This is a genomic window from Agromyces sp. NPDC058484, from assembly GCF_042720415.1.
Taxonomy (GTDB): Bacteria; Actinomycetota; Actinomycetes; order Actinomycetales; family Microbacteriaceae; genus Agromyces.
Genome location: NZ_JBHXMP010000001.1, coordinates 322,620 through 346,741 on the forward strand (window position 1 = coordinate 322,620; position 24,122 = coordinate 346,741).

The window sequence follows — 24,122 nt, forward strand, 5'->3', positions numbered from 1 at the left end:
CCTGTCCATGACCCAGCCGTGGCTCGCCCCCGACCACCCGGATGCCGTGGTCGGGGGCGAGCCGCGCCTGCCCCGGCCGCCCGGTGTGTTCCGGCAGTTCTGGGGCCGGCATCCGCGGCTCAGCGACGGGCTCATCGCCGGCACCTACGGACTCCTCACGATCATCACCGCAATCGTCACCGCCGTCGTCGACGGACTCCCGGTGTGGTTCGCCATCGTCGAAGTCGCGTCGATCCTCGCGGCGGCCGTCGCGCTCTTCCTACTCCGCCGCACGCGCCCCCGGATCGTGCTGGGGCTCGGCCTGCTCGTGTGCCTGGTCTCGGCGCCGGCGGGATCCATCGAGATCATCGCGATCCTGTTCGCCCTCTACGCGGTCGCCGTCTACGACTCGTCGCGGTCGGCTTGGATCGGTTTCGGCGTGTCGGTGGGCGTCGCCGCGCTGACGTCATTCCTCGCCGCTCGACTCGGCGACATCCTCATCGTCGAGCCGTTCGATCTCGAACCGCTGGGCTCGTCGATCGCGTTCGCGCTCTTCATGCTCATCGCGACGCTCATCGGCGTGACGGTGGGCAACCGCCGCCGGTACCTCGATGCGCTCATCGCCCGCGCCCACGACCTCGCGAGAGAACGCGACCAGCAGGCAGAGCTCGCCGCGGCGCAGGAGCGCTCGCGCATCGCCCGCGAGATGCACGACATCGTCTCGCACGGCCTGACGGTCATGATCACGCTCGCCGAGGGTTCGGCGGCGACCGCCGGCCGCGATCCTGAGCGCGCCGCCGACGCGATGCGGAACGTCGCCGACGCCGGGCGCGACGCCCTCGGTGAGATGCGCCGCATGCTGGGCGTGCTGACCGGGCCGGCTGATCAGGCCGCCGACCGATCGCCGCAGCCGGATGTCGCGGCCATACCCGCGCTCGTCGACGGCTTTCGCGAGGCGGGGCTGCCGGTGCGCCTCACCACTTCGGGGCCCGCGGTGACCGAGCCCGCGCTGCAACTCACCATGTATCGCGTCGTGCAGGAGGGACTGACGAACGCTTTGCGCCACGCCACGGGGGCGCAGCACGTCGACGTGCGCATCGAGCGGCGCGATGACGAGGTCGAGGTCACGGTCGAAGATGACGCCCGGCACAGCGCACCCCAGATGGCGGGCGCCGGTCGCGGACTCGCCGGGCTTCGCGAGCGCGTCGCACTGTACGGCGGCACCTTCGACGCTGAACCCCGGCCCGCAGGTGGATGGCGTCTCCGCTCCACGCTGCACATAGGATCCGACCGAACCGAAGAGGGCGCATGACCGACGACCGACCCTTCGCAATCCGCGTCGCCATCGTCGACGACCAGGCGCTCGTGCGCACCGGCTTCCGCATGGTGCTCGAGGCAGAGCCCGACCTCGAGGTCATCGGCGAAGCCGGCGACGGCGCAGTCGCCATCGACCTGGCACGATCCACGGCCATCGACGTCATGCTCATGGACGTGCGCATGCCGGGAGTCGACGGAATCGCCGCGACCGCCGCCGTGATGGCGGGCGAACGGCCGCCGCGCATCATCGTGCTCACGACCTTCGACCTCGACGAGTACGCCTTCGCCGCGATCCGCGCGGGCGCGAGCGGTTTCCTCCTCAAGGACGTGCGCCCACAGGAGCTCGTGAGCGCAATCCGCACCGTGCACGCGGGCGAGGCCGCCCTCGCCCCACGCATCACGCGGCGGATGATCGAGATGTTCGCCGACGAGCTGCCGCTGGCCGGTGCCGCCGGCTCGCACCCGCCGTCGCTGCTCGACACGCTGACACCGCGCGAGCGGGAGATCCTCGTCGCCATCGCCGAGGGCCTCAACAACACCGACCTCGCAGCACGCTTCCACGTGTCGGAGTCGACCGTGAAGACCCATGTCGGGCGCATCCTGCAGAAGCTCGACGCACGCGACCGCGTACATCTCGTGATCCTCGCGTATGAGCACGGCCTGCTCGCGCCGCGCCCCGGTGGCGACCGTCGGTAGGCTGGCTGGGCACCCCGACACGGAAGGTTCATCCATGCCTGCTGCCAACCTCACGCGTGTCGAAGCGGCGGATCGTTCCGTCACGGTGAGCGCCCCGGTCTACGAGGTCGTCCTCGACCTCACGAACGGCGGCGACACCTTCCGCAGCGAGACTGTCGTGCGGTTCAACAGCATCCCGGGGTCGTCGACGTTCATCGAAGCGTGCACCGACGCGGTGCACGCCGTGGAGCTGAACGGTGAGACGCTCGACCCCGCTCTCGTCAGCGACGGGACGCGCATCCGTCTCGACGGGCTGGCCGCCGAGAACGAGCTCCGTGTCGTCGCCGACGCCCGGTACACCAACACCGGCGAGGGGTTGCACCGCTTCATCGACCCGGTCGACGGCGAAGTGTACCTGTACACCGAGTTCGCCGTCGCCGAGGCGAACCGCGTCTTCGCGGTGTTCGACCAGCCCGACCTGAAGGCCTCGTTCCGCTTCACCGTGACCGCGCCCGCACGCTGGACGGTGCTGAGCAACGCGCCGACGCCGGAGCCCACGCCCCGTCCGACAGGCTCAGGGACCGCGGCCGACGGGGCATCCGCCACCTGGTCGTTCGAGGCCGGCCCCGCGATCTCGAGCTACATCGTCGCCCTCATCGCCGGGCCGTACTCCGCATGGCTCGGGTCGGCTCGCAGCGTCGACGGCCGCGACATCCCGCTCGGCCTGTTCACCCGCGCCTCGCTGGCGCAGCACGCCGAGCCCGACGTGATGTTCGAGACGGTGCAGGCCGGCCTCGCGTTCTACGAGACCGCGTTCGGCGTGGCCTACCCGTATGGCAAGTACGACCAGATCTTCGTGCCCGAGTACAACTGGGGCGCAATGGAGAACGTCGGCGCCGTCACGTTCAACGAGAGCTACCTGTTCCGCTCGCGGGTCTCCGACGCCCGCCGCGAGCAGCGGGCGATCGTGGTGCTCCACGAGCTCTCGCACATGTGGTTCGGCAACTCGGTCACCATGAAGTGGTGGAACGACCTGTGGCTCAACGAATCGTTCGCCACCTGGGCGTCGACCCTGGCGACCGAGCAGGTGACCGAGTTCACCGGCGTCTGGGCGACGTTCGCGAGCGATGAGAAGACGCACGCCGCCGAACAGGACCAGCTGCCTTCGACGCACCCCATCGTCGCGTCCATCGAAGACCTCGGCGACGTCGAGGTGAACTTCGACGCGATCACCTACGACAAGGGCGCCTCGGTGCTGAAGCAGCTCGTCGCGTGGGTCGGGCTCGACGCGTTCCAGCGGGGCGTCGGGGCGTACCTCACCGCGCACGCGGGCGGCAATGCGACCCTTCGCGACCTCCTCGATGAGCTCGAGCGTGCGAGCGGCCGCGACCTCGCCCGCTGGTCGGAACTCTGGCTCGAGACGGCGGGCGTCAACACCCTGCGGACGGTCATCGAGACGGATGGCGCGGGCACCATCACCACGGCGCACGTCGAACAGACGGCGGCCCCGACGCATCCGACGCTCCGACCCCATCGGCTCGCGATCGGCTGCTATACCGCCGACGGGCGCGGCGCGCTCGTGCGAACGCAGCGGATCGAGCTCGACGTCGACGGCGCGACCACCGCCGTGCCCGAGCTCGTCGGGCTCCCCCGACCCGACCTCCTCCTCGTGAACGACGACGACCTCACCTACGCGAAGGTGCGGCTCGACGCCACGTCGTTCGCCACCGCCGTCGCCCGCCCCGGCGAGCTCTCCGATCCAGTGGCCCGTGCCGTGGTGCTCGGCTCCGCCTGGGATGCCGTGCGCGACGCCGAGCTGCCCGCGAGCGCCTTCGTGCGGCTCGTGCTGGGCAGCGTCGGCCACGAGACGCAGTCGGCCTCGCGCGGCCTCGCGCTCAACCGTCTCGAGCTCGCCGTCTCCCGCTACCTCGCCGGCGACCACCGCGAGCGCCTCGCGACCGAGACCGGCGACGCGCTGTGGGCCATCGCCGAGCTCGCGCCCGCCGGCTCGGACGCGCAGCTGCAGTTCGTCAAGGCGTTCACGCGCCTCGCCGCGAGCCAGGCGCACGCCGACGTGCTCGGCAGCCTCCTCGACGGCTCGATCAAGCTCGACGGGCTCGAGATCGACCTCGACCTGCGCTGGGAGCTCGTGACCGCGCGCGCCGTGCTCGGCGCCGCATCCGACGACGAGATCGACGCCGCGCTCGCCCTCGACGACACCGCGAAGGGTCGGCAGCTCGCCGAGACCGCTCGCGCCGCACGGCCCGACCAGGCGGTGAAGGATGCCGCGTGGCGACGCGTCGCGACCGATACGGGCCTCTCGAACGACCTCGCTCGCGCGATCGCGGAGGGGTGGCGCCGCACGACCCAGCCCGAGCTGCTCGCCGGGGCCGCCGGCGAGTACTTCGCGATGCTGCAGGATGTCTGGGCGAACCGGAGCTTCACGATGGCGTCGCTCGTTGTGTCACGGCTCTTCCCATCGCCGCTCGTCGACGAAGGGCTGGCCGCGATGGCACGCTCGTGGCTCGACGCGAACCCGGCCCCCGCGCCGCTGCACCGCCTCGTCTCGGAGCAGCTCGACGAACTCGAGCGTGCGCTCGCGGCGCGCGCCCGCGATGCCAGCGAGCTCACGGGCGCGACTCAGTAGACTTTCACACCATGTCCGCCGCAGCAGAGCCCATCGCGCCGCCGATCGAGGAGACCCCGCTCAGCGGCGACTTCTGGGCGGGCATCGCGCAGTTCTGGGCGGACAACTGGGGCACCATCGTCGGGAAGCTCTTCGCGATCGTGGTGATCCTCGCGATCGCGCTCCTCATCCGCTGGGTGCTGCATTTCGTCATCGACCGCGTCGTCACCCGCATCGTCTCGGGGGTGAAGAAGAAGCAGGACGTCACCGACACGCAGGCGTTGCAGGCCTCGCCGCTCGCTGCCGTGCGCGTCGTGCAGCGCACCCGAACCCTCGGCACGGTGCTCCGGAACGTCGTGAACGTGACGCTCTTCATCATCGTGACGCTCATGATCGTGAACGTCATCGACTCCTCGATTCTCGGGTCGTTCGCGCTCCTCTCGGCGGCCATCGGCGCCGGACTGGGCTTCGGCGCCCAGAACATCGTGAAGGACGTGCTGAACGGGCTCTTCATGGTCGTCGAAGACCAACTGGGCGTCGGCGACGTCGTCGACCTCGGCCCCGCGACCGGCATCGTCGAGGAGGTGCAGATCCGCATCACGAAGGTGCGCGACGTCAACGGCACGCTCTGGTTCGTGCGCAACGGCGAGATCCTGCGCGTCGGCAACATGTCGCAGGGCTGGTCGCGCGTCATCCTCGACCTCGCCGTACCGTACGACGTCGATGTCGATGCCGTCGAGGCCGAGTTGCTGCGCACGGCGACGGAGCTCTCGCACTCGGGCAAGTGGCGCTCCCGGGTGCTCGAGAAGCCCGAGGTGTGGGGTCTCGAGTCGATCTCGGCGGAGGCGATGGTCATCCGCGTCGTGATGAAGGTGCGGACCTCGGCGAAGGACGACATCGCCCGCGAACTGCGGATGCGCCTGAAGCGCTCGCTCGACGCGATGGACGTGAAGGTCCCGAACCTCAGCAGTGTCGTGCTCACCGGTTTCGAGGGCGCGACCAGGGTCAAGGGGGCCAAGCCGCCGAAGACGGCGCCGACGGCCGTGAAGACGGGAGGCGGGTCGTGAGTGACGTGAACGAGACGACGGCGTCCGCGGCATCCGGGCCCGTGCGGCCCGCGAGCGTCCCGCTCCGCGGCAGCGAGAACGGTGCGGCGCTCGGGCCCTCGTTCTTCGAGACCGTCGGCGGTTACCCGACATTCGAGCGACTCGTGGCGGAGTTCTATCGCGGCGTCGCCGGCGACCCCGTGCTGAAGCCCATGTATCCCGAGGAGGACCTCGGCCCCGCCGCCGAGCGCCTCACGATGTTCCTCGTGCAGTACTGGGGCGGTCCTGGCACCTACAGCGAGCGGCGCGGCCACCCCCGGCTCCGCCTTCGGCACCAGCCGTTCAAGGTGAATCCCGAGGCGCGCGATCGCTGGCTCGCCCACATGCGACATGCGGTCGATACGCTCGACCTGCCCCCGCTCGCCGAGGAGACGCTCTGGGACTACCTGCAGCGCGCCGCCTTCGCGATGGTCAACACGTTCGACGACTGAGACGACGTGCGCCCCGGGGCGCTCGCCAGAACCGACACGCACCACCCGAGACGAAGGAGTCCACGTGGCCGCCTCCCCCGCACCCCTCTTCGAGCCCGACGCGATCATCGTCGGCGCCGGCCTGGCCGGCCTCGTGGCGGCCTCGGAGCTCGTCGACGCCGGCAGGCGGGTCGTCATCGTCGATCAGGAGCCCGAGGCGAGTCTCGGCGGCCAGGCGTGGTGGTCGTTCGGCGGGCTGTTCCTCGTCGACTCCCCCGAGCAGCGTCGCATGGGCGTGCGCGACTCGCTCGAGCTCGCGAGACAGGACTGGGCGGGCACGGCGGCCTTCGACCGCGACGAGGACGAGTGGGCGCGTCGCTGGGCTGAGGCCTACCTCGAGTTCGCGGCCGGCGAGAAGCGCGCATGGCTGCGCGAGAAGGGCCTCCGCTTCTTCCCCGTCGTGGGCTGGGCCGAACGCGGCGGATACCACGCGATCGGGCACGGCAACTCGGTGCCGCGGTTCCACATCACGTGGGGAACCGGCCCCGGCGTGCTCGCGCCGTTCATCGCACGCGTGCGGGCAGGGGCGGCGGCCGGTCTCGTCGAGTTCCGCCATCGGCACCGCGTCGACGAGCTCGTCGCCGAGTCAGGTGCGATCACGGGGGTTCGCGGCGCGGTCCTGGCCCCGGATGCCGCGGGGCGCGGCGGGCCCAGCAACCGCGACGTCGTCGGCGACTTCGAGCTGCGCGCCCCCACGGTGGTCGTGGCATCCGGCGGCATCGGCGGCAATCACGAGCTCGTGCGACAGTACTGGCCCGAACGGATGGGCACGGCGCCCGCCGACATGCTCTCGGGGGTTCCCGCCCACGTCGACGGGCGCATGCTCCCGATCGCCGAGCGGGCCGGCGCACGGCTCGTCAACCGCGACCGCATGTGGCACTACACCGAGGGCATCACCAACTGGGACCCGGTGTGGCCGTCACACGGCATCCGCATCCTCCCCGGGCCGTCGTCGCTCTGGTTCGATGCCGAGGGCCGCCGGCTCCCGGTGCCCCTCTTTCCCGGGTTCGACACACTCGGCACCCTCGAGCACATCGTGGCGACCGGGCACGCCCACTCCTGGTTCGTGCTCACGCAGAAGATCATCGAGAAGGAGTTCGCGCTCTCGGGCAGCGAGCAGAACCCCGACCTTACCGGAAAGGACCTGAAGCTGCTCGCCGACCGCCTCGGATCGGGCGCCCCCGGCCCGGTCGAGGCGTTCAAGCGACACGGCGTCGACTTCGTCGTCGCCGACAACCTCGCCGAGCTCTTCGACGGCATGCGGGCGCTCTCACCCGACGTGCCGCTCGACGTCGCGAACATCGAGCGCGAGATCGTCGCCCGCGACCGCGAGCTCGACAACGAGTTCTCCAAGGACCTGCAGCTCACCGCGGTGCGCAGCGCACGCAGGTACCGCGGCGACAAGCTCATCCGGGTGGCCACGCCGCACCGCATCCTCGACCCGAAGGCCGGCCCGCTCATCGCGGTGAAGCTGCACCTGCTCACCCGCAAGAGTCTCGGCGGCATCCAGACCGACCTCGACTCGCGGGCGCTGGGCGCCGACGGCTCGGTCGTGCCCGGGTTGTACGCGGTCGGCGAGGCGGCAGGGTTCGGCGGCGGCGGCGTGCACGGCTACCGGGCGCTCGAGGGCACCTTCCTCGGCGGATGCCTCTTCACCGGCCGTGCGGCGGGGCGGTCGATCGCCGGCCGCACGGTGGTCGGGTAGCGCCGCGCGCAGCACGACGCGTATCGAGACCCGATCAGGACTTCAGCGTCCACGGCCTGCGCCGCACGAGCACATGGCCCCGTCGCGACGTGAGCCGCGTCCACGGGCCCGTCTCGAACAGGCGCACGGGGTCGTCCCCGAGGAAGCCGAGGCTGTAGGCGCCGAACGCGGCACCGGCGGGGACGTATTCGAGCCCCTCGACGCCGCGGCCCCACACTTCGGACCGCACACGCTGCACGAGATGCTCGCCCGTTCCCTCGGGGATCGCCTCGGCGACCTCCTCGATGCCGGCCCGGGCCGCCGACTCGAGCGTCGCGGCATCCGTCTCGCCGAGCGCCCGCCACCCGCCTCGTGGCGGCGAGATCCCCGCCCAAGTGACGGTGTTGACCTCTGGCGGCCGCGTCATCGCGACCGGACGCGACTCGTCGTCGCCGAGTTCGCCTCGTGCCCGCACGATGCGCTCGACCAACGAGCGCATCGGCACCACCACGTCGAAGTCGTCGGTCTCGAACAGCTCGAAGGTGCGCAGGCCGAGCACGGTGGGGCTCTCGTCGAGGATGCCGCGCGGATAGAGGATGGCCGTGTACACCGCGAGGATGCCGGAGCCGGCGACGAGGCGCACGGAGCCGTCGTCGACGCGCCCGGCGCGCTGCAGGTAGGTGTGCAGGTCGCCGAGGGAGAAGCTGTCTGCGAGCGTGAGTTGTTGAACCATCAGCTGTCTAAACTACCAAGGGTGCGCTGCCGCACCGGCGGGCCGCGTCCGCCTGTGCCGGGCGGTCACCGCCCACCGACACGGAGGAACGATGACGGGATCCATCGATGGACTGCTGAGCACCCTGCGCCTCACCGACACGGGTGCCCGCACCACGGAGGACATCTTCACCGGCCCCTCGCAGTGGATGCCGCTCGGGCGCGTCTTCGGCGGGCAGGTGCTCGCGCAGTCGCTCGTCGCCGCGATGCACACCGTGCCCGCGGACCGCACGATCCATTCGATGCACGGATACTTCCTGCGGCCGGGCGACGTCGCCCACCCCATCACCTTCTCGGTCGATCGGCTCTACGACGGCCGTTCGTTCTCGACGAGGCGCACCCACGCCTACCAGAACGGCCAACCCATCTTGTCGCTCATCGCCTCGTTCCAGCGGGGCGATGACGGCGTGGAGCATCAACTCGACATGCCCGCGGAGCTGCCCGACCCCGAGACCCTCCCGACCACGGCCGATGTGCTGGCGGGCCTCGACCACGACGTGGCCCGGTACTGGTCGAACGAACGCGCGTTCGACATGCGGCACATCCCATCACCGGTCTACCTCAGGGTCGACGGCGAGCGGATGCCGCAGCAGGCGGTGTGGATGAGGGCGTTCGGACGGCTCTCCGACGACCCGAAGCTGCACCGCGCCGCCCTCGCGTACGCGAGCGACTACTCCATCCTCGAGCCCGTGCTGCGGGCCCACGGCATCGCCTGGGCGACCCCCGGCCTGAAGGTCGCGAGCCTCGATCACGCCATGTGGTGGCACCGTGATGCACGCGTCGACGAGTGGCTGCTGTACGTGCAGGAGTCACCCTCCGCGAGCGGCGGGCGGGGACTCTCCCTCGGCCGCATCTACACCCGCGACGGCGTGCTCGTGGCGAGCGTCGCGCAGGAGGGCATGGTCCGCGTGCCCGACCCGGATGTATTCGACTGAATGAATCCTGTGGGTTCCCGGTCTGGCTGCAGTTGCAGGCCCAGAATGGGGTCATCGGTCGCGCACCGTGCGCGAGCGATGTGAACGAAGGAGCGCATGCGATGACGGATCCCGCGGACTTCACGAGGCGAACGGTGTTGACGCTCGGATCGGTCGGCGCGGTCGGCAGTGCGCTCGCGCTCGCCGGCTGTATGGCGGATGCCCCGAGCGACACCGCCTCCCCGAACACGACTCCTCCGCCCACCGTCACCGACGAGACGCCCGCCCAGCCGAGTTCGGCACCCGACGCGCCTGCCGTGGGCGACGACATCGCGGCGCTGTCCGACGTTCCCGTCGGCGGCAGCATCTCCGCACAGATCAACGGCGAGGACGCGCTGATCGCCCAGCCGACGGCGGGCCAGGTCGTCGCGTTCAGCGCGATCTGCACGCATCAGCAGTGCGTCGTGGCCGCCGCGGGCGATGAGTTCCATTGCCCGTGCCACGGCTCGAGGTACGACGCCGCGACCGGCGACGTACTCCAGGGGCCCGCTCTCGACGCACTCTCGCCCATACCGGTCGCGGTCTCGGGCGATCGCATCGTCGCGGCCTCCTGAGATGGGCTACACGTTCGCGGGGCTGCCGCTGCACGTGCTGCTCGTGCACGCGGTCATCGTCTTGACGCCCCTCCTCGCCCTGGCGCTCATCGTGATCGCAGCGTGGCCTGCGGCGAGGCGGATCCTCTGGCTTCCGGTGCTCATCGCCGCCGCCCTGCTGCTCCCGCTCGGCCTCCTCACGATCGAGGCCGGCAAGTGGCTCGAGGTGCGCGTGCCCCCTGCCCCACTGATCCAGGCGCACACTGCGCAGGGCGAGGACATCGTGCCGTGGCTCATCGCGCTGCTCGTGATCGCCGTCGTGATCGCCGCCTGGGCGGTCGTCGAGATCGTCGCGGCACGCCGCGCGGAGGATTCGGCGGGGACCGGTCTCGGCCGGGGCATCCGGGTCATCGTGAGCGTCATCCTCACCGTCGCGGCCCTCGCGATCGCGGTCGGTTCCACCTGGACGCTCGTGCGGATCGGGGAGGCCGGCACCCGGGCGGTGTGGGAGGGCTCGTTCAGCGACGAGCCGCTCGAACCCTGAGCTCGCGGGGCCGGCTCGGCCTGCATCCGGCCTCAGCGGCGGCGGAACTCCACTGGTTCGCCGAGGTACGGTGCCCACGCAGACTGTTCGTGCGCCTCGATGCGTCGCGGGCGTTCGGTTGCGGCGTCGACGAGCACGATGGTCGTCACGGCGCGCGTGTAGAGCACGCGAGGTTCCACCCCGGCGGGCGAGTAGACCTCGTAACAGACGTCCAGGCTCGCCCCGCCCATGCGACCGATCCACAGCTCGATGTCGACCGGCTGGCGCTGGTACGGGATCGGAGCGAGGTACTCGATCTCCTGCCGCGCGATGAGGGTGATCGTGTTCGCGCCCGGGGTCGCGTCGATCACCGCGGTCGAGGCGCCGACGGCATGCTCGGAGGTGTCGTCGCTCACCCAGAACGCCTGGATGCGCGCCTCCTCGAGGAGGCTCAGCATCCGGGCGTTGTTCACGTGGCCGTACGCGTCGAGGTCGGACCAGCGAAGCGGCGTCGGGACGTGCAGCCGCATGTCAGTCCCTGGTGAGCTTGCGATACGCGGACCGATGCGGCTTCGCGGCCTCGGGGCCGAGCCGTTCGATCTTGTTCGCCTCGTAGGACTCGAAGTTGCCCTCGAACCAGTGCCAGTACGACGGGTTCTCGTCGGTGCCCTCGTAGGCGAGGATGTGCGTGGCGATGCGATCGAGGAACCACCGGTCGTGGGTGATCACCACCGCGCAGCCGGGGAACTCGAGCAGCGCGTTCTCGAGGCTCGAGAGGGTCTCGACGTCGAGGTCGTTGGTGGGCTCGTCGAGGAGCAGGAGGTTGCCGCCCTGCTTCAGGGTGAGCGCGAGGTTCAGTCGGTTGCGCTCACCACCGGAGAGCACACCGGCGGGCTTCTGCTGGTCGGGCCCCTTGAAGCCGAACGTCGAGACGTAGGCGCGGCTGGGCACCTCGGTCTTGCCGACCTGGATGTAGTCGAGGCCGTCGGAGACGACCTCCCACAGCGTCTTCTTCGGGTCGATGCCGCCGCGCGACTGGTCGACGTACGAGACCTTGACGGTGTCGCCGACCTTCAGCTTGCCGTCGTCGAGCGGTTCGAGGCCGACGATCGTCTTGAAGAGCGTGGTCTTGCCCACGCCGTTGGGGCCGATGATGCCGACGATGCCGTTGCGCGGCAGGGTGAAGCTCAGGTCGTCGATCAGCACTCGATCGCCGAAGCCCTTCTCGAGATCCTTCGCCTCGAGCACGATGTCGCCGAGGCGAGGGCCCGCGGGGATCTGGATCTCCTCGAAGTCGAGCTTCCTGGTGCGCTCGGCCTCGGCCGCCATCTCCTCGTAGCGGGCGAGGCGCGCCTTCGACTTCGCCTGGCGGCCCTTCGCGTTCGAGCGCACCCAGTCGAGCTCATCGGCGAGGCGCTTGGCGAGCTTCGCGTCCTTCTTGCCCTGGACGGTGAGTCGTTCCTGCTTCTTCTCGAGGTAGGTCGAGTAGTTGCCCTCGTAGGGATACAGGCGGCCGCGGTCGACCTCGCAGATCCACTCGGCGACGTGGTCGAGGAAGTACCGGTCGTGGGTGACGGCGAGCACGGCGCCGGGATACTTGGCGAGGTGCTGCTCGAGCCAGAGCACGCTCTCGGCGTCGAGATGGTTGGTGGGCTCGTCGAGGAGGAGCAGGTCGGGCTTCTGCAGCAGGAGCTTGCACAGCGCGACGCGCCGCTTCTCTCCGCCGGAGAGCACCGAGACCTGTTCGTCGCCCGGGGGGCAACGCAGCGCGTCCATGGCCTGTTCGAGCTGGGAGTCGAGGTCCCACGCGTCGGCGGCGTCGATGTCCTCCTGGAGCGTGCCCATCTCTGCCAGCAGCGCATCGAAGTCGGCGTCGGGCTCGGCCATCGCGTGCGAGATCTCGTTGAACCGGTCGATCTTCGCCTTGATAGGCCCGACACCCTCCTGCACGTTCTCGAGCACGGTCTTGGTCTCGTCGAGCACGGGCTCCTGCATGAGGATGCCCACCGAGTAGCCGGGCGTGAGCCGTGCCTCGCCGTTGGATGGGTGGTCGAGCCCGGCCATGATCTTCAGGATCGTGGACTTGCCCGCGCCGTTCGGACCGACCACGCCGATCTTCGCCCCTGGGAGGAACGCCATCGTGACGTCGTCGAGAATGACCTTGTCGCCGACCGCCTTGCGGGCGCGCACCATCGAGTAAATGTATTCCGCCATGTCGCTACCAGTCTATGGGGCGCGTCTGGCCCACGAGACAGCCTCCGGTGCCGAGCGCGGGTCGCACCGCGCCGTGGTATCCGCCCGACGCAACCCCGAACTGGCCCACGAGGCACCGGCCCTGGAAGAGCACAGCGAACTGCACCGAGTCGGCCGGCAGGTCGACGGTCGTGCGATCTGCGGTGATCTCCATCCGGGATCTGTCGAACCCCGCGGCGACGAGTGCGTCGATGAAGTCGCGCCCTCGGGCTTCCGCGTTCGCGGCGACGACCCCGACGTTCACCGAATCGAAGAACGCAAGATTCTCCTCCGCCGAGCGCGTCGGATCCAGGGTCGGGAGGTGCGCCGCCCGTTCGGTCGGCGGGGCCGCCGCCGAGGTCTCGGCAGTGGCCGTCGCGCTCAGTCGGGCGGACGGCGACACCGTGCAGCCCGCGGCGCCGACGAACACTGTGGCCGCGACCAGCGCCAGGAACGCACGGATGCCCGGTCGACGTGCCACCGTTCCCCTGCCTCGGCGGGTGCCGGCCGCCCAGCCGAGTCTATGCGACGTGCCGACTCGACCGGGCGGTCGTCCACGGCGGTCAGACCGCGACCTCGTGTCGTCCCACTTCGTCGCCCGAGGCGAACACCTCGGCCGCACCGAACTCCGAGTCGACCGATGCATCCTCCACCGCGTGCTCGGCGACGGCCGATGCGACGCCCGGCCATGCTTCCACGCTGGTTCCTCGATCCTCCTCCACCGGCTCGCCGCCAGTGGACTCGCGAGCCACCCGCACCTTGGTGAGCTTCGTCGTGCCCCACGCGAGGTCGTGGCCGATCGAGTCGGCCTCGATCTCGACCGCCGTGCCGGACTTCTCGCCGCTCTCCCAGGCACGCAGCCGCAGCCGCCCGTGCACGACGATGCGCTCTCCCTTGCCCACGGACGCCATCGCGTTGTGCGCGAGCTGGCGGAAGCCCGAGACGGTGTACCAGTTCGTCTCCCCGTCTTCCCATGTGCCCTTGGCGCGGTCGAAGTACCGCCTCGTCGACGCGAGACGGAACGACGCGATCGCGAGTCCCTGGTTCGTGACGTGAAGTCGCGGGTCACTGCCCACGACCCCGGTCACGGTGATGTTGTCGGTCATTTCCACTCCTCGACTGTTTCGCCGCCGCGAGTCGGCGGCTCGCGGCATCCGGAGCTGCTCGTGCCGGACCAGGCTCCGGATGCCGCGTCGCCACCCAGCATCGCGGCCCCCGCCGTCCGACCGGGCCAGACGGAACACCATCGTGCACAACTCTCGGCACGACGGCGCTGGCGAGGACGAGTGGTCGAGTCGTCGCCCATAGAGTAGCGGGCATGACCTTCGCCGCTGTTCCGGACCGCTACGACCGGATGCCCTTCAACCGCGTGGGGCGAAGCGGGCTGAAGCTTCCTGCACTCTCGCTCGGCCTGTGGCACAACTTCGGGCACGACCGACCGCTCGACACCCAGCGGGCGATCGTCCGGCGCGCGTTCGACCTCGGCATCACGCACTTCGACCTGGCCAACAACTACGGCCCGCCGCCCGGCAGCGCCGAGGAGAACTTCGGGCGGCTGCTCGCCACCGACCTCGCTCCGTACCGCGACGAGCTCATCGTCTCGTCGAAGGCGGGCTACGACATGTGGCCCGGCCCGTACGGCGAGTTCGGCTCTCGAAAGTACCTGCTCGCCTCGCTCGACCAGAGCCTCGCACGGCTCGGCCTCGACTACGTCGACATCTTCTACTCGCACCGGCCCGACCCCGAGACCCCGATCGAGGAGACGATGGGCGCACTCGCGAGCGCCGTGCGCCAGGGCAAGGCGCTCTACGTCGGCATCTCGAACTACTCCCCCGAGCAGACGCGGGATGCCGCGGCGGCCCTCGACGCGGAGGGCGTGCCGCTCCTCATCCACCAGCCCCGGTACTCGATGTTCGACCGGCACATCGAGGACGGCCTGTTCCCCGTGCTCGAGGAGGTCGGCGCGGCGAGCATCGTGTACTCGCCGCTCGCCCAGGGGCTCCTCACGGACCGCTACCTGTCGGGCGACATCCCGGCGGACTCGCGGGCCGCGACGAGTCGATTCCTCTCGCCCGACCGGATCAGCACCGAGTACCTCGAACGCCTGCGCGGACTCGATGCGATCGCGAACGAGCGCGGGCAGACCGTCGCGCAACTCGCGCTGTCGTGGGTGCTGCGGCAGCGCTTGGTGGCCTCCGCGCTGATCGGCGCATCGAGTGTCTCGCAGCTCGAGCAGAACGTCGCCGCCCTCGACGCGCCTCCCCTCGCCGATGACGAGATCTCCCGCATCGAGCCGTTCGCGGTGCACGGCACGGCGGCCGACTGATCACGCCGACGGATGTCGCGGTGACGATGCCGATCAACGATGCGGGCGCGCCGTGCCGCATCGCCTCCGACGCGACGCTCGGGGATAGCCTGCCCTCATGCAGTGGTGGAACGACCTATTCTCCTGGATCACCTCGAACGCCGCACGGCCGACCGTGCTGACGGCGGCCGTGCTCTTCGTCGCGGTGCTCGCGGCCGGACTGCTCGCGGCCTGGATCGCGACCGCCGCGATCCGCCGCGTCGTCGCCCAGCGCGACCGCGAGGCGAAAACGACGGCGATCGCCGCACTCGTCGACGCCGCGACCGAGGCGTCCGTCTGGAACTCGCTCACGCCGCAGGAGCAGGTGCTCGCCGATCGCCTGGTCGGCCAGGCCGACATCGTCGTGAGACTCCTGCCGATCCGGGGTCGGATGTCGCCGCGAACTGGGCCGCGCACCAGCTCCACGAGCTGAAGCGCGCGTCCGCGACGTTCGGATACCAACTCGATCCTGCGGTCATCGAGTTCCGCGACCGCCTCCTCGAATGGCAGCGGCATCCGGCGCGGACGCGCAAGCAGTTCCAGAACGACCTCCTGCGGTGGCGCGCCGAGCGCCAGGAGCCCGAGCAGGCCGCGGTCGTGGCGCAGGACGCCTGGATCGCGGAGCAGCACCACGAGCGGTATCAGGCCCCGGCGTCGCTCGACTCCGCCCCGCAGGGCACCGACACCGCCCCGACGCAGACGCTCCACGACGCCCGGACGTGAGCCCGCGGCATCCGGGTCGCTCTCTGCACCGTGACGACCGATGATGCGCCGACGCAGGGCTCAGATCCACCAGTCGTCGAACATCGAGACCGGCACCGCCCGCTTGTGCCGCGTCTGCAGGAACCGCGCCTCGATGCGCTCGGCGACGGCGGGGTCGATCTGCTCACCCTCGAGGTAGGCGTCGATGTCGTCGTACTTCAACCCCAGGTTCGCCTCGTCGGACTGCCCCGGATTCCTGTCGAGAAGGTCGGCCGTGGGCACCTTCCGGTGCAAGAGCTCGGGCGCGCCGAGGTAGTGCAGCACCGCCCGCCCCTGGCGCTTCGTGAGTCCGGTGAGCGGGAGGATGTCGGCGCCGCCATCGCCGAACTTCGTGAAGAATCCGGTGACGGCTTCGGCCGCGTGGTCGGTGCCGACGACCAGGAGCCGCCCCTCGCCCGCCAGTGCGTACTGCGCGATCATGCGCGTGCGGGCCTTGACGTTGCCCTTGCCGAAGTCGCTCAGCGCCACATCCGTCGCGTCGGCGAACTCGGCGGCGAGGCCGTCGACCGCCCGCTCGATGTTGAAGACGACGGTCTCCGGCGGCTGAATGAAATCGAGCGCGACCTGTGCGTCGGCCTCGTCGTGCTGCACGTCGTACGGGAGTCGCACCGCGACGAATCGCGCCGGGTCGCCCTCCGCCTCGAGCTCCGCGACCGCGAGCCGGCAGAGTCGCCCGGCGAGCGTGGAGTCCTGGCCGCCGCTGATGCCGAGCACGAAGCCTGCCGCGCCCGTCGTGCGGAGATACGCCTTCATGAAGTCGATCCGGGTTCGCGCCTGGTCGGCGGGGTCGATGGCCGGACTGACATTGAGTTCCGCGATGATTCTCGCCTGAAGGTCGCGCATTCCACGACGATACCGCCGGGACGTTTCGCGGAACGAAACGCCCGTGCTCGCGGCATCCGACGACCCCGACCCGCGCGTCGCCCGGTCCGCTAGCATCGCGGGCAGACGCACGTGCGTGCGGCGGCGGCGGACACGGGGGTGCGAGCGTGGAGTACTCGATCGGCACGTTGGTGCTCATCCCCGCCGTGGCCGTCGCGGCCCCTCTCCTCGTGCAGGCCGTCGCGCGCTGGGTCGCGGTGCCGCTCGTCGTGTTCGAGATCGTGCTGGGACTGCTGCTCGGCCCCGCGATCCTCGGATGGATCGTGCCCGACGACTTCGCGGAGTTCTTCGCGGACTTCGGGCTCGCGATGCTCTTCTTCCTCGCGGGCAACGAGATCGACTTCCGTACGATCCGCGGCCGGCCGCTCAGTCGCGCGGCGATCGGCTGGATCATCTCGCTCGCCGCGGGGATCGGCCTGGCCGCCCTCATCGCGCCCCATCTGTCGGCTGCCGCGTTCGTCGGCATCGCCCTGACCTCCACGGCCCTCGGCACGATCATGCCGATCCTGCGTGATTCGGGCGACCTGAGAACGCCGTTCGGCGCCGCCGTGATCGCGCTCGGTGCGGTCGGCGAGTTCGGGCCGCTGCTCGCGATCTCCCTCTTCCTCAGCGGTCGCTCGCCGCTCGTCGCCGCACTGGTGCTCATCGCGTTCGCGGTCGTGGCCGGACTCGCCATCTGGCTCGCTGCACGAGGCGCGGGTCACCGCCTGCACCGCATCATCGCCGCAACCATGCACACGAGCAGCCAGTTCGGTGTGCGCCTGGTGGTGCTGGTGCTGGTCGCCCTGGTCGGGCTCAGCGTCGTGCTCGATCTCGACATGCTCCTCGGGGCGTTCACCGCGGGCGTGCTCTACCGATTGCTGCTGTCGGGAGCGCCCGAGATCGACAAGCAGGTCATCGAGGGCAAGATCGAGGCGCTCGGGTACGGGTTCCTCGTGCCGGTCTTCTTCATCTACACGGGCGTGACGTTCGATCTCCAGGCGCTCTTCGCCGACGGGCGGAGCCTCGCGCTCCTCCCGATCGCCCTCCTCGGCCTCCTCGTCGTGCGCGGACTGCCCTCGTTGCTCGCGGCACCCGTCGGATCGAGCCGCAGCGATCTCGCCGCCACCGCACTCCTCGGCGCGACCGGGCTGCCCATCATCGTCGCGGTCACGGCGATCGGTGTCAGCGCCGGCGATATCTCGAGCGGCACCGCGGCCGCGCTCGTCGGCGCGGGGATGCTCTCGGTGCTGCTCTTCCCTCTCATCGGACTCTCACTGCGAAAGCGCTCAGCGGATGCCGCGAACCGCCGCCCCGACGACGATGTGCACGTGCCGACGGTGGGCTGAGCGCATCACTCCCCCGGGTATGCTTGGCACCGCCGCCCCCGTAGCTCAGCGGATAGAGCAGGAGCCTTCTAATCTCTTGGTCGCAGGTTCAATTCCTGCCGGGGGCACCGATCCCGATGCCCCGCGGGAGCCCGGACCCACTGTCCGACGGCCCCGTTAGACTCGCTCCATGGCAACCCCGAGCGACCGACTGGTCTGGATCGACTGCGAGATGACCGGGCTCGACCTCGAGGTCGACGAGCTCGTCGAGATCGCCGTCGTGATCACCGACTACGAGCTGAACCCGGTCGACGCCGGGCTCAGCATCGTCATCAAGCCCGATGCGAGCGCACTCGAGTCGATGGGCGAGTTCGTGCGGGCGATGCACACCGAGTCGGGTCTCATCGAGGAGATCCCCAGCGGCGTCAGCGTCGCCGAGGCCGAGTACGAGGTCCTCGAGTACGTGCTGAAGCACGTACCAGACGAGCAGAAGGCCCCGCTTGCCGGCAATTCGATCGGCACCGACCGCGCGTTCCTCGCCAAGTTCATGCCGCGGCTCGACGCGCACCTGCACTATCGCAACGTCGACGTGTCGTCGATCAAGGAACTCGCCAAGCGCTGGTTTCCGCGCGCCTACTTCAACTCCCCGGCGAAGAGCGGCGGCCATCGGGCGCTGGCCGACATCCTCGAGTCCATTCGCGAGCTGCACTACTATCGGCGGGCGGTGTTCGTCGCCGAGCCGGGCCCGTCGAGCCAGGAACTCCAGACGCTCGCCGCCTCCGTGGTGGACGAGTTCGACGCCAAGGTGTAGTAGTCTCTTTTGAGTTGCCTGATCGCTTCGGCGATCGACACATGGTGGGTATAGCTCAGTCGGTAGAGCGCCTGGTTGTGGTCCAGGAGGTCGCGGGTTCAAGCCCCGTTACTCACCCCATGCGCCTGGTTGTGGCGCAGAGTCCAAGACCAGGTCGCGGGTTCAAGCCCCGTTACTCACCCCAAGTCGTGCACCCTCCGCGCCAGTCCTTCGCCATCCCGCACCGATCGGAGCAGGTCGTGCAGCTCGATGCCGAAGCGTTCGAGGCTCTCGTCGTCGACGAGCTCGACCGGCTTCCCGACGACATGGTCGATGGTCTCGAGAACGTCGTCTTCGTCGTCGAAGATCGCCCCGAGGACGGATCCCTCGACCTGCTGGGCCTCTACGAGGGCGTCGCGCTCACCGAGCGCGACCGGTACGGGTTCGGGGAGATGCCCGACCGCATCATCCTGTACCGCGAGCCGCTGCTGGCGATCGCGGCCGACGAAGACGAACTCCGCGACGAGATCCACGTCACCCTCGTGCACGAGATCGCCCACTTCTACGGCATCGACGACGACCGGCTGCACGAGCTGGGCTGGGCCTGATCCACGCCGGGATACGCTGAAACCATGATCTCCCCCGGCCGCATCGTCGGCATCGTCGTCGGCGCGCTCGCCATCATCGGCGTCGGCGTCTACGGCCCGGCGATGCTGCTCGGTCCCCTGCCCCAGGTGACCATGCGACTCGTACCGGCGGCGACCGCCGGCACGGACGCACGTTCGCTCGCGCTCCCAGAGGCCGGCGCGAGCGCCCTCGCGGTGATCTCAGACGACGGCACGAGCCAGACCATCGCCGTGGCAGGCGAGGCAGGTGCCGTCCCGATCGGCGGTGCCGCGAAACTCGTGACCCTGCTCGCGACCCTCGAGTCGCTCCCCCTGCCCGAAGACGGCGAGGGTCCGGCCATCCGCATCGGACCCGAGGACTACACCGACTACCTCCGCTACTCGGGCGAGGGATCACGCACGCTCCAGGTCTCCCCCGGCGAGACCTGGACGGAGCGCGACGTCGTGCGCGCCGTGCTGCTCGCGTCGAGCAACAACCATGCCGACACGCTCGCGCGCTGGGCCTTCGGCACGGTCGACGCGTATGTCGAGGCCGCGAACGCCTGGCTCGCCGAGCAGGGCTTCATCGCCACGCGTGTCGACGATGCCACCGGGCTCTCGGGCGAGAACGTCGGCACCGCCGAGGAGCTCGCGCGTCTCGCGGGCCTCGTCCTCGCCGATCCGGCCCTCGCCGCGATGCTCGACGCACCGACCGAGACGCCGCCCGGTGCGCGCAGCGTGCCCGATGTCATCACCCGGCCGGGCGGCACCGAGGGCGTGCGCGTCATCAGCCGCAGCTTCACCGACCAAGCGGCGCTCACGTACGTGTTCGCGACCGAACTGCCCGCCGAGGGCGACACGGAGGCCCCGAAGCGCATCATCGGCGCCATGCTCCTCATGCCCGACTACGAGACGCTGGATCCCGCGGTGACGGCCGCGGTCGAGTCGGCGGTCGCCGCCTCCGCACCCGTGACAGTCATCGCCGCCGGCACGCCGTATGCACGTGTCGAGGCGCCGTGGGGCGACGGCGCCGAGGTCGTCGCATCGGTCAGCCGAACGGATGCCGCGTGGGGCAGGGCGTTCGGCGAGGCATCCGTCACCGTCGACACGTTCTCGACCGCGCCCGACGGGCGCGAGGTCGGCCGCGTGACCGTGCCGTCGGCGGCGGGCGAGCTGGCGTCCCCGCTGCAACTGGCGGGCGACATCCGTGATCCGGGGCCCATCTGGCGGCTCACGAACCCGGTGCCGCTGATCGAAGCATTCCTCGCCGATCGAAGCGGTTGACCGGCGCGCCGATGCGCATCAGTCGTTGTCGTCCTCGTCGAACTCGGCGGGATCGGAGTCGTCGGCGTCGAACCGGAAGCGCACGCGCAACTGCCCGTTGACCTCGTGCTGCTCGACCGCGTCGTACCAGAACAACGACTCGAGGCCGTCGATCGCGGCCATCATGCCGACCCTGGACTCGGGCTTGCCGCCGAGGAGCGCCCGGTGCTCGAACTCGCCCTCGAGGGGTCCGTCGACGAACTCGGCGACGTACTCGGTCCCTGCCGTGTCTGCGCTCATGCGTCTACGTTAGCCCTCCGCCTCGGGCCTGCACAGGCGCCGCGCGGGACGTCTCGGCGGGTCGAGGCGGCCCGTCGGGGGCCGCTCTCACGTGAACGTCGGCGAGCCGCAGGGGCGACGTGCGATGCACGTACCGCCGCCACTGCCGCTCCCACATGTCCCAGAAGGGATCGTAGGCGCCGCTGTCGCGGTGCAGGGCACGCCGCCTGCGCACCGCATCCGGTGCGTCGACCCACACGCGGACCGCGTCGTGGGCGCCCCTGCCCGCCTCGAACGCGCCGCAGCCCTCGACGATGAGGGGCGAGCCGGGCCGGAGCCGAATGAGATCGCCGGGGCGATCACCGGCCCAGTCCCAGCGTCGCCAGGTGCCGATCTCGCCGCGCCGAAGCGGAGGCACGAGGGATCGCGCGAGCTCGACGGCGGCGCGTTCGAGCCCCGACCAGCCGGGATACACGTCGTCGAGGCGTACGAGCGCGGGCGGTCCTTCCGGCCACCACGCACGCGTCGCGTCGGCGAGCGTGCTCTTGCCCGTGCCGCTCGGCCCGTCGATGAGGACCAGCGGGCGACGGATGCCGCGAGCCGCCGCGATCACGGCGCGGACCGATGCCGCTGTGACGCCTCGCCCAGCGCCGGCTGGATGCTGCGGCACCGACGCGCCGTGCGTCACGCCCATACCGGATGGAACGTGCCGGCCCACACGGCCAGAACGATGGAGGTCGCCGCGATCGCGGCGGCGAGCACGAGCAGGACGGCATCGGAGGCTCCGACCCGCGACGACCGGGCCCACGTGCGCGGGATGTCCGAGCCGAACCCCCGCGCCTCCATGGCCGTGGCCAGCTTGCTCCCTCGCCGGATCGCAAGCACGAGGAGCGCGAAGGCCATCGTCGCAACGCGCCGCAGCGCCCCGTGGTCGCCGATTCCGCGCGCACGGCGGGAGAGCGCCATCGCACGCCAATCCTCGACGAAGAGGCCCACGAGCCGGGTCGCCGCGAGCGCACCGAGTACGAATCGCGCAGGCAGGTGCGCGATCTGCGCCAGCCCGTCGGCGAGGTCGGTCGGGTCGACGCGGAGGAAGAGCAGCGCAGCCGGCAGCCCGATCGCGAGCACGCGGACGGTGACCGCGACGGCGAGCTCGATCGATCCGTCGGTGATGCGGGCGAGCCAGAACGCCCAGTACTCCGTGCCCTCGGGTCGTCCGTAGAGCAGCATGCTGACACCAGCGATCGGGGCGGCGATCAGGATCGGCCACGTGCGCACCACCAGGAGCCGTGGCGTCACTCCCGCGAGGGCGAAGAGCACGAGCTGGATCCCGAGGGCCACGGCGGCGCTCAGCCAGTCGACGGTGAGCAGGAGCGGCGTCGTGAGCACCATCACCGCCGCGAGGCGGGTGACCGGGTTCACGCCGTCGACGAACCGGAGTCGTGGCGCATCCGGCACGACACCGACGGGTGGTGCCGCCGCCTGGGCGCTCATGCGGCACCTCCGAGCGGATGCGACGTGATGGGGTCCGGAAACGGCGCCAGCTCCAGCCGATGTTCGCCGAGCACCTCACGGAACGCCGTGTCATGCGTCACCGAGAGCAGGGTCACCCCGTCGTCGACGAGCTCGCGGAGGAGCCGCACGAGCTCGAGCCACGTCACCCTGTCCTGTCCGAAGGTCGGTTCGTCGAGGATCACGACCCGCGGGCGCGCGACGAGCACCGCGGCGACCGACAATCGCCGTTGCTCGCCGCCCGACAGCGTGAACGGGTTCGCCCCGGCGAGGCGATCGAGTCGGAGCCGGGCCAGCACCTCGTCGGCGCGGGTCTCGATCTCCGACGAGGGCAGGCCGAGCGCGCGCGGCGCAACCGCGACCTCGCCGCGCACGCTGGACGCGACGAACTGGTGCTCCGGTTCCTGGAATACCGTGCCGATGCGGGTCAGCAGGTCGCGTGAGCGCCACCGGATGGGCGCTGAACCGAGGCCCGACGCGAGCGACTCGGATGCCGCGACCCGGCCGGCGAGCGGCGTGAGCAGGCCGCCGAGCGTGAGCGCCAAGGTCGACTTGCCCGCACCGTTCGGTCCGGTCAGCACGGTGGAGCGTCCTTCGGGCAGCGCGACGTCGAGGCCCCCGCGCACGACCGCTCCCGGGCGCCGTCCGACGGCGAGTCGCCTACCGGCCAGGATGGGCTCGACCGGCCGGGCCGCGGCATCCGACCCGCCCTCGAAGGGCAGCGGCACACCCGGCACCCACACCCCCGCGTCGAGGAGCGCATCGCAGTGACGTTCGAGCACACCCGCCGGCGCCCCGTCGGCGATGAGTCGCCCGTCGGCGCCGAGCACGATCACCCGGTCGACGAGGTCGGCCCACACGTCGACTCGGTGCTCGACGACGACGAAGGTGGCGCGGGTGCGATCGAGCACCCGAGCGACGGCGTTGCGCACCTCCGCGATTCCCGACGGGTCGAGGTTCGCCGTGGGCTCGTCGAGGAGCAGGAGACCGGGGCGCATGGCGATCGCACCCGCGAGCGCCAGCCGCTGCTTCTGCCCGCCGGAGAGCGCAGACGTGGGACGATCCAGCGGCGCTTCGAGCCCGACGGCGTCGAGCGCCTCGCCGACCCGGCGCCAGGTCTCCTCACGCGAGACTCCGAGATTCTCGCAGCCGAACGCCACGTCATCACCGACGCGGGCGAGGATCACCTGGGAGTCGGGGTCCTGCAGCACGAGGCCCGCTCGTCCGCGTGCGGCACCGGTCGGCGCGCCGTCGATGAGGAGCTGCCCGCGTTCCTCACCCTCGTCGGCGCCGCCGTGCACGCCCGCGAGGGCGTGGAGGAGCGACGACTTGCCCGAGCCCGAGGGGCCGAGCAGGAGCACCCGCTCCCCGGCCTCGATGACGAGGTCGATGCCGTCGAGCGCCCAACGGATGCGGCCCGCGTGGCGCCAGCCCCACCCGCGCGCCTCGACACGGACGGGCCGGGTTGCGAGTGCGGAATCCGACACG

General features: G+C 70.5%; 26 protein-coding genes and 2 tRNA genes. 18 read left to right on the top strand and 10 right to left on the bottom strand.

Annotated features, from left to right (window positions below):
• Positions 1-7 precede the first annotated feature (7 nt).
• The 6 genes from ACFWN7_RS01520 (at position 8) to ACFWN7_RS01545 (ending at position 7,878) form a co-directional block, all read left to right on the top strand.
• On the top strand, positions 8-1,291 hold the full coding sequence (locus ACFWN7_RS01520; RefSeq protein ID WP_376936898.1) for a sensor histidine kinase: 1,284 nt from the start codon (positions 8-10) through the stop codon (positions 1,289-1,291).
• Entirely contained in the window at positions 1,288-1,992 is a 705-nt protein-coding gene (locus ACFWN7_RS01525) for a response regulator (RefSeq protein ID WP_376936899.1), read from the top strand. The genes ACFWN7_RS01520 and ACFWN7_RS01525 overlap by 4 nt, the downstream gene beginning before the upstream one ends.
• Positions 1,993-2,026: 34 nt before the next feature.
• Complete coding sequence (gene pepN, locus ACFWN7_RS01530; RefSeq protein WP_376936900.1) at positions 2,027-4,618, top strand: aminopeptidase N; 2,592 nt, start codon at positions 2,027-2,029, stop codon at positions 4,616-4,618.
• Between the two features lie 11 nt (positions 4,619-4,629).
• Positions 4,630-5,664 (top strand): mechanosensitive ion channel family protein, encoded by a 1,035-nt coding sequence (locus tag ACFWN7_RS01535; RefSeq protein ID WP_376936901.1) that lies wholly within the window; start codon positions 4,630-4,632, stop codon positions 5,662-5,664.
• 41 nt (positions 5,665-5,705) lie between these two features.
• Entirely contained in the window at positions 5,706-6,134 is a 429-nt protein-coding gene (locus tag ACFWN7_RS01540) for a globin (RefSeq protein WP_376937098.1), read from the top strand.
• 64 nt (positions 6,135-6,198) lie between these two features.
• Complete coding sequence (locus tag ACFWN7_RS01545) at positions 6,199-7,878, top strand: FAD-binding dehydrogenase (RefSeq protein ID WP_376936902.1); 1,680 nt, start codon at positions 6,199-6,201, stop codon at positions 7,876-7,878.
• Between the two features lie 34 nt (positions 7,879-7,912).
• Here ACFWN7_RS01545 and ACFWN7_RS01550 read toward each other — a convergent pair whose 3' ends face one another.
• The gene (locus ACFWN7_RS01550) at positions 7,913-8,590 is read right to left on the bottom strand and encodes a hypothetical protein (RefSeq protein ID WP_376936903.1); all 678 of its coding nucleotides are present in this window, start codon (positions 8,588-8,590) and stop codon (positions 7,913-7,915) included.
• Between the two features lie 91 nt (positions 8,591-8,681).
• Here ACFWN7_RS01550 and ACFWN7_RS01555 point away from each other — a divergent pair, with 91 nt between their 5' ends.
• The 3 genes from ACFWN7_RS01555 (at position 8,682) to ACFWN7_RS01565 (ending at position 10,679) form a co-directional block, all read left to right on the top strand.
• A complete protein-coding gene (locus tag ACFWN7_RS01555) occupies positions 8,682-9,563 on the top strand; it encodes an acyl-CoA thioesterase (protein ID WP_376936904.1) in 882 nt (293 codons plus the stop codon).
• 101 nt (positions 9,564-9,664) lie between these two features.
• A complete protein-coding gene (locus ACFWN7_RS01560; RefSeq protein ID WP_376936905.1) occupies positions 9,665-10,156 on the top strand; it encodes a Rieske (2Fe-2S) protein in 492 nt (163 codons plus the stop codon).
• A gap of 1 nt (position 10,157) precedes the next feature.
• Positions 10,158-10,679: a hypothetical protein gene (locus tag ACFWN7_RS01565; RefSeq protein WP_376936906.1), complete on the top strand. Its 522-nt coding sequence runs from the start codon at positions 10,158-10,160 to the stop codon at positions 10,677-10,679.
• A 32-nt stretch (positions 10,680-10,711) separates the two neighbouring features.
• On the opposite strand, the gene ACFWN7_RS01570 is transcribed toward ACFWN7_RS01565, so the two are convergent.
• From ACFWN7_RS01570 to ssb, 4 genes are all read right to left on the bottom strand, one after another.
• Complete coding sequence (locus ACFWN7_RS01570; protein WP_376936907.1) at positions 10,712-11,188, bottom strand: acyl-CoA thioesterase; 477 nt, start codon at positions 11,186-11,188, stop codon at positions 10,712-10,714.
• A gap of 1 nt (position 11,189) precedes the next feature.
• Entirely contained in the window at positions 11,190-12,872 is a 1,683-nt protein-coding gene (gene ettA / locus ACFWN7_RS01575; RefSeq protein WP_376936908.1) for an energy-dependent translational throttle protein EttA, read from the bottom strand.
• Positions 12,873-12,876: 4 nt separating this feature from the next.
• Positions 12,877-13,371: a DUF6993 domain-containing protein gene (locus tag ACFWN7_RS01580; RefSeq protein ID WP_376936909.1), complete on the bottom strand. Its 495-nt coding sequence runs from the start codon at positions 13,369-13,371 to the stop codon at positions 12,877-12,879.
• Positions 13,372-13,453: 82 nt separating this feature from the next.
• Positions 13,454-13,996, bottom strand: a complete 543-nt coding sequence (ssb, locus tag ACFWN7_RS01585) for a single-stranded DNA-binding protein (protein WP_376936910.1) — start codon at positions 13,994-13,996, stop codon at positions 13,454-13,456.
• A gap of 212 nt (positions 13,997-14,208) precedes the next feature.
• On the opposite strand from ssb, the gene ACFWN7_RS01590 reads away from it, so the two are divergent.
• From ACFWN7_RS01590 to ACFWN7_RS01600, 3 genes are all read left to right on the top strand, one after another.
• Positions 14,209-15,216: an aldo/keto reductase gene (locus ACFWN7_RS01590; protein WP_376936911.1), complete on the top strand. Its 1,008-nt coding sequence runs from the start codon at positions 14,209-14,211 to the stop codon at positions 15,214-15,216.
• 97 nt (positions 15,217-15,313) lie between these two features.
• A complete protein-coding gene (locus ACFWN7_RS01595; RefSeq protein WP_376936912.1) occupies positions 15,314-15,667 on the top strand; it encodes a hypothetical protein in 354 nt (117 codons plus the stop codon).
• A 164-nt stretch (positions 15,668-15,831) separates the two neighbouring features.
• Positions 15,832-15,957 carry a hypothetical protein gene (locus ACFWN7_RS01600; protein ID WP_376936913.1) on the top strand — a complete coding sequence of 42 codons (126 nt, stop codon included), beginning with the start codon at positions 15,832-15,834 and terminating at the stop codon, positions 15,955-15,957.
• A 60-nt stretch (positions 15,958-16,017) separates the two neighbouring features.
• Here the strand turns inward: ACFWN7_RS01600 and nadE are convergent, their stop codons facing one another.
• Positions 16,018-16,839, bottom strand: coding sequence for an ammonia-dependent NAD(+) synthetase (gene nadE / locus ACFWN7_RS01605; protein WP_376936914.1), 822 nt, complete (start codon positions 16,837-16,839; stop codon positions 16,018-16,020).
• Between the two features lie 146 nt (positions 16,840-16,985).
• On the opposite strand from nadE, the gene ACFWN7_RS01610 reads away from it, so the two are divergent.
• From ACFWN7_RS01610 to ACFWN7_RS01635, 6 genes are all read left to right on the top strand, one after another.
• The gene (locus ACFWN7_RS01610; RefSeq protein WP_376936915.1) at positions 16,986-18,206 is read left to right on the top strand and encodes a cation:proton antiporter; all 1,221 of its coding nucleotides are present in this window, start codon (positions 16,986-16,988) and stop codon (positions 18,204-18,206) included.
• A 34-nt stretch (positions 18,207-18,240) separates the two neighbouring features.
• Positions 18,241-18,313, top strand: a tRNA-Arg gene (locus ACFWN7_RS01615).
• 62 nt (positions 18,314-18,375) lie between these two features.
• Positions 18,376-18,996 (top strand): oligoribonuclease, encoded by a 621-nt coding sequence (orn, locus tag ACFWN7_RS01620; protein WP_376936916.1) that lies wholly within the window; start codon positions 18,376-18,378, stop codon positions 18,994-18,996.
• Between the two features lie 44 nt (positions 18,997-19,040).
• A tRNA-His gene (locus ACFWN7_RS01625) sits at positions 19,041-19,116 on the top strand.
• Positions 19,117-19,235: 119 nt separating this feature from the next.
• Positions 19,236-19,583 (top strand): metallopeptidase family protein, encoded by a 348-nt coding sequence (locus ACFWN7_RS01630; protein WP_376936917.1) that lies wholly within the window; start codon positions 19,236-19,238, stop codon positions 19,581-19,583.
• 24 nt (positions 19,584-19,607) lie between these two features.
• Complete coding sequence (locus ACFWN7_RS01635; protein ID WP_376936918.1) at positions 19,608-20,864, top strand: hypothetical protein; 1,257 nt, start codon at positions 19,608-19,610, stop codon at positions 20,862-20,864.
• An 18-nt stretch (positions 20,865-20,882) separates the two neighbouring features.
• On the opposite strand, the gene ACFWN7_RS01640 is transcribed toward ACFWN7_RS01635, so the two are convergent.
• From ACFWN7_RS01640 to ACFWN7_RS01655, 4 genes are read right to left on the bottom strand one after another with little or no spacing between them, the layout of a single operon-like run.
• Positions 20,883-21,143, bottom strand: coding sequence for a hypothetical protein (locus tag ACFWN7_RS01640; protein WP_376936919.1), 261 nt, complete (start codon positions 21,141-21,143; stop codon positions 20,883-20,885).
• Positions 21,144-21,147: 4 nt separating this feature from the next.
• Positions 21,148-21,810: an ATP-binding protein gene (locus ACFWN7_RS01645; protein ID WP_376936920.1), complete on the bottom strand. Its 663-nt coding sequence runs from the start codon at positions 21,808-21,810 to the stop codon at positions 21,148-21,150.
• Entirely contained in the window at positions 21,807-22,616 is an 810-nt protein-coding gene (locus ACFWN7_RS01650) for an energy-coupling factor transporter transmembrane component T family protein (protein ID WP_376936921.1), read from the bottom strand. Before ACFWN7_RS01650 ends, ACFWN7_RS01645 begins: the two co-directional genes overlap by 4 nt.
• Positions 22,613-24,121 carry an ATP-binding cassette domain-containing protein gene (locus ACFWN7_RS01655; protein ID WP_376936922.1) on the bottom strand — a complete coding sequence of 503 codons (1,509 nt, stop codon included), beginning with the start codon at positions 24,119-24,121 and terminating at the stop codon, positions 22,613-22,615. The genes ACFWN7_RS01650 and ACFWN7_RS01655 overlap by 4 nt, the downstream gene beginning before the upstream one ends.
• Between the last annotated feature and the right edge of the window lies 1 nt (position 24,122).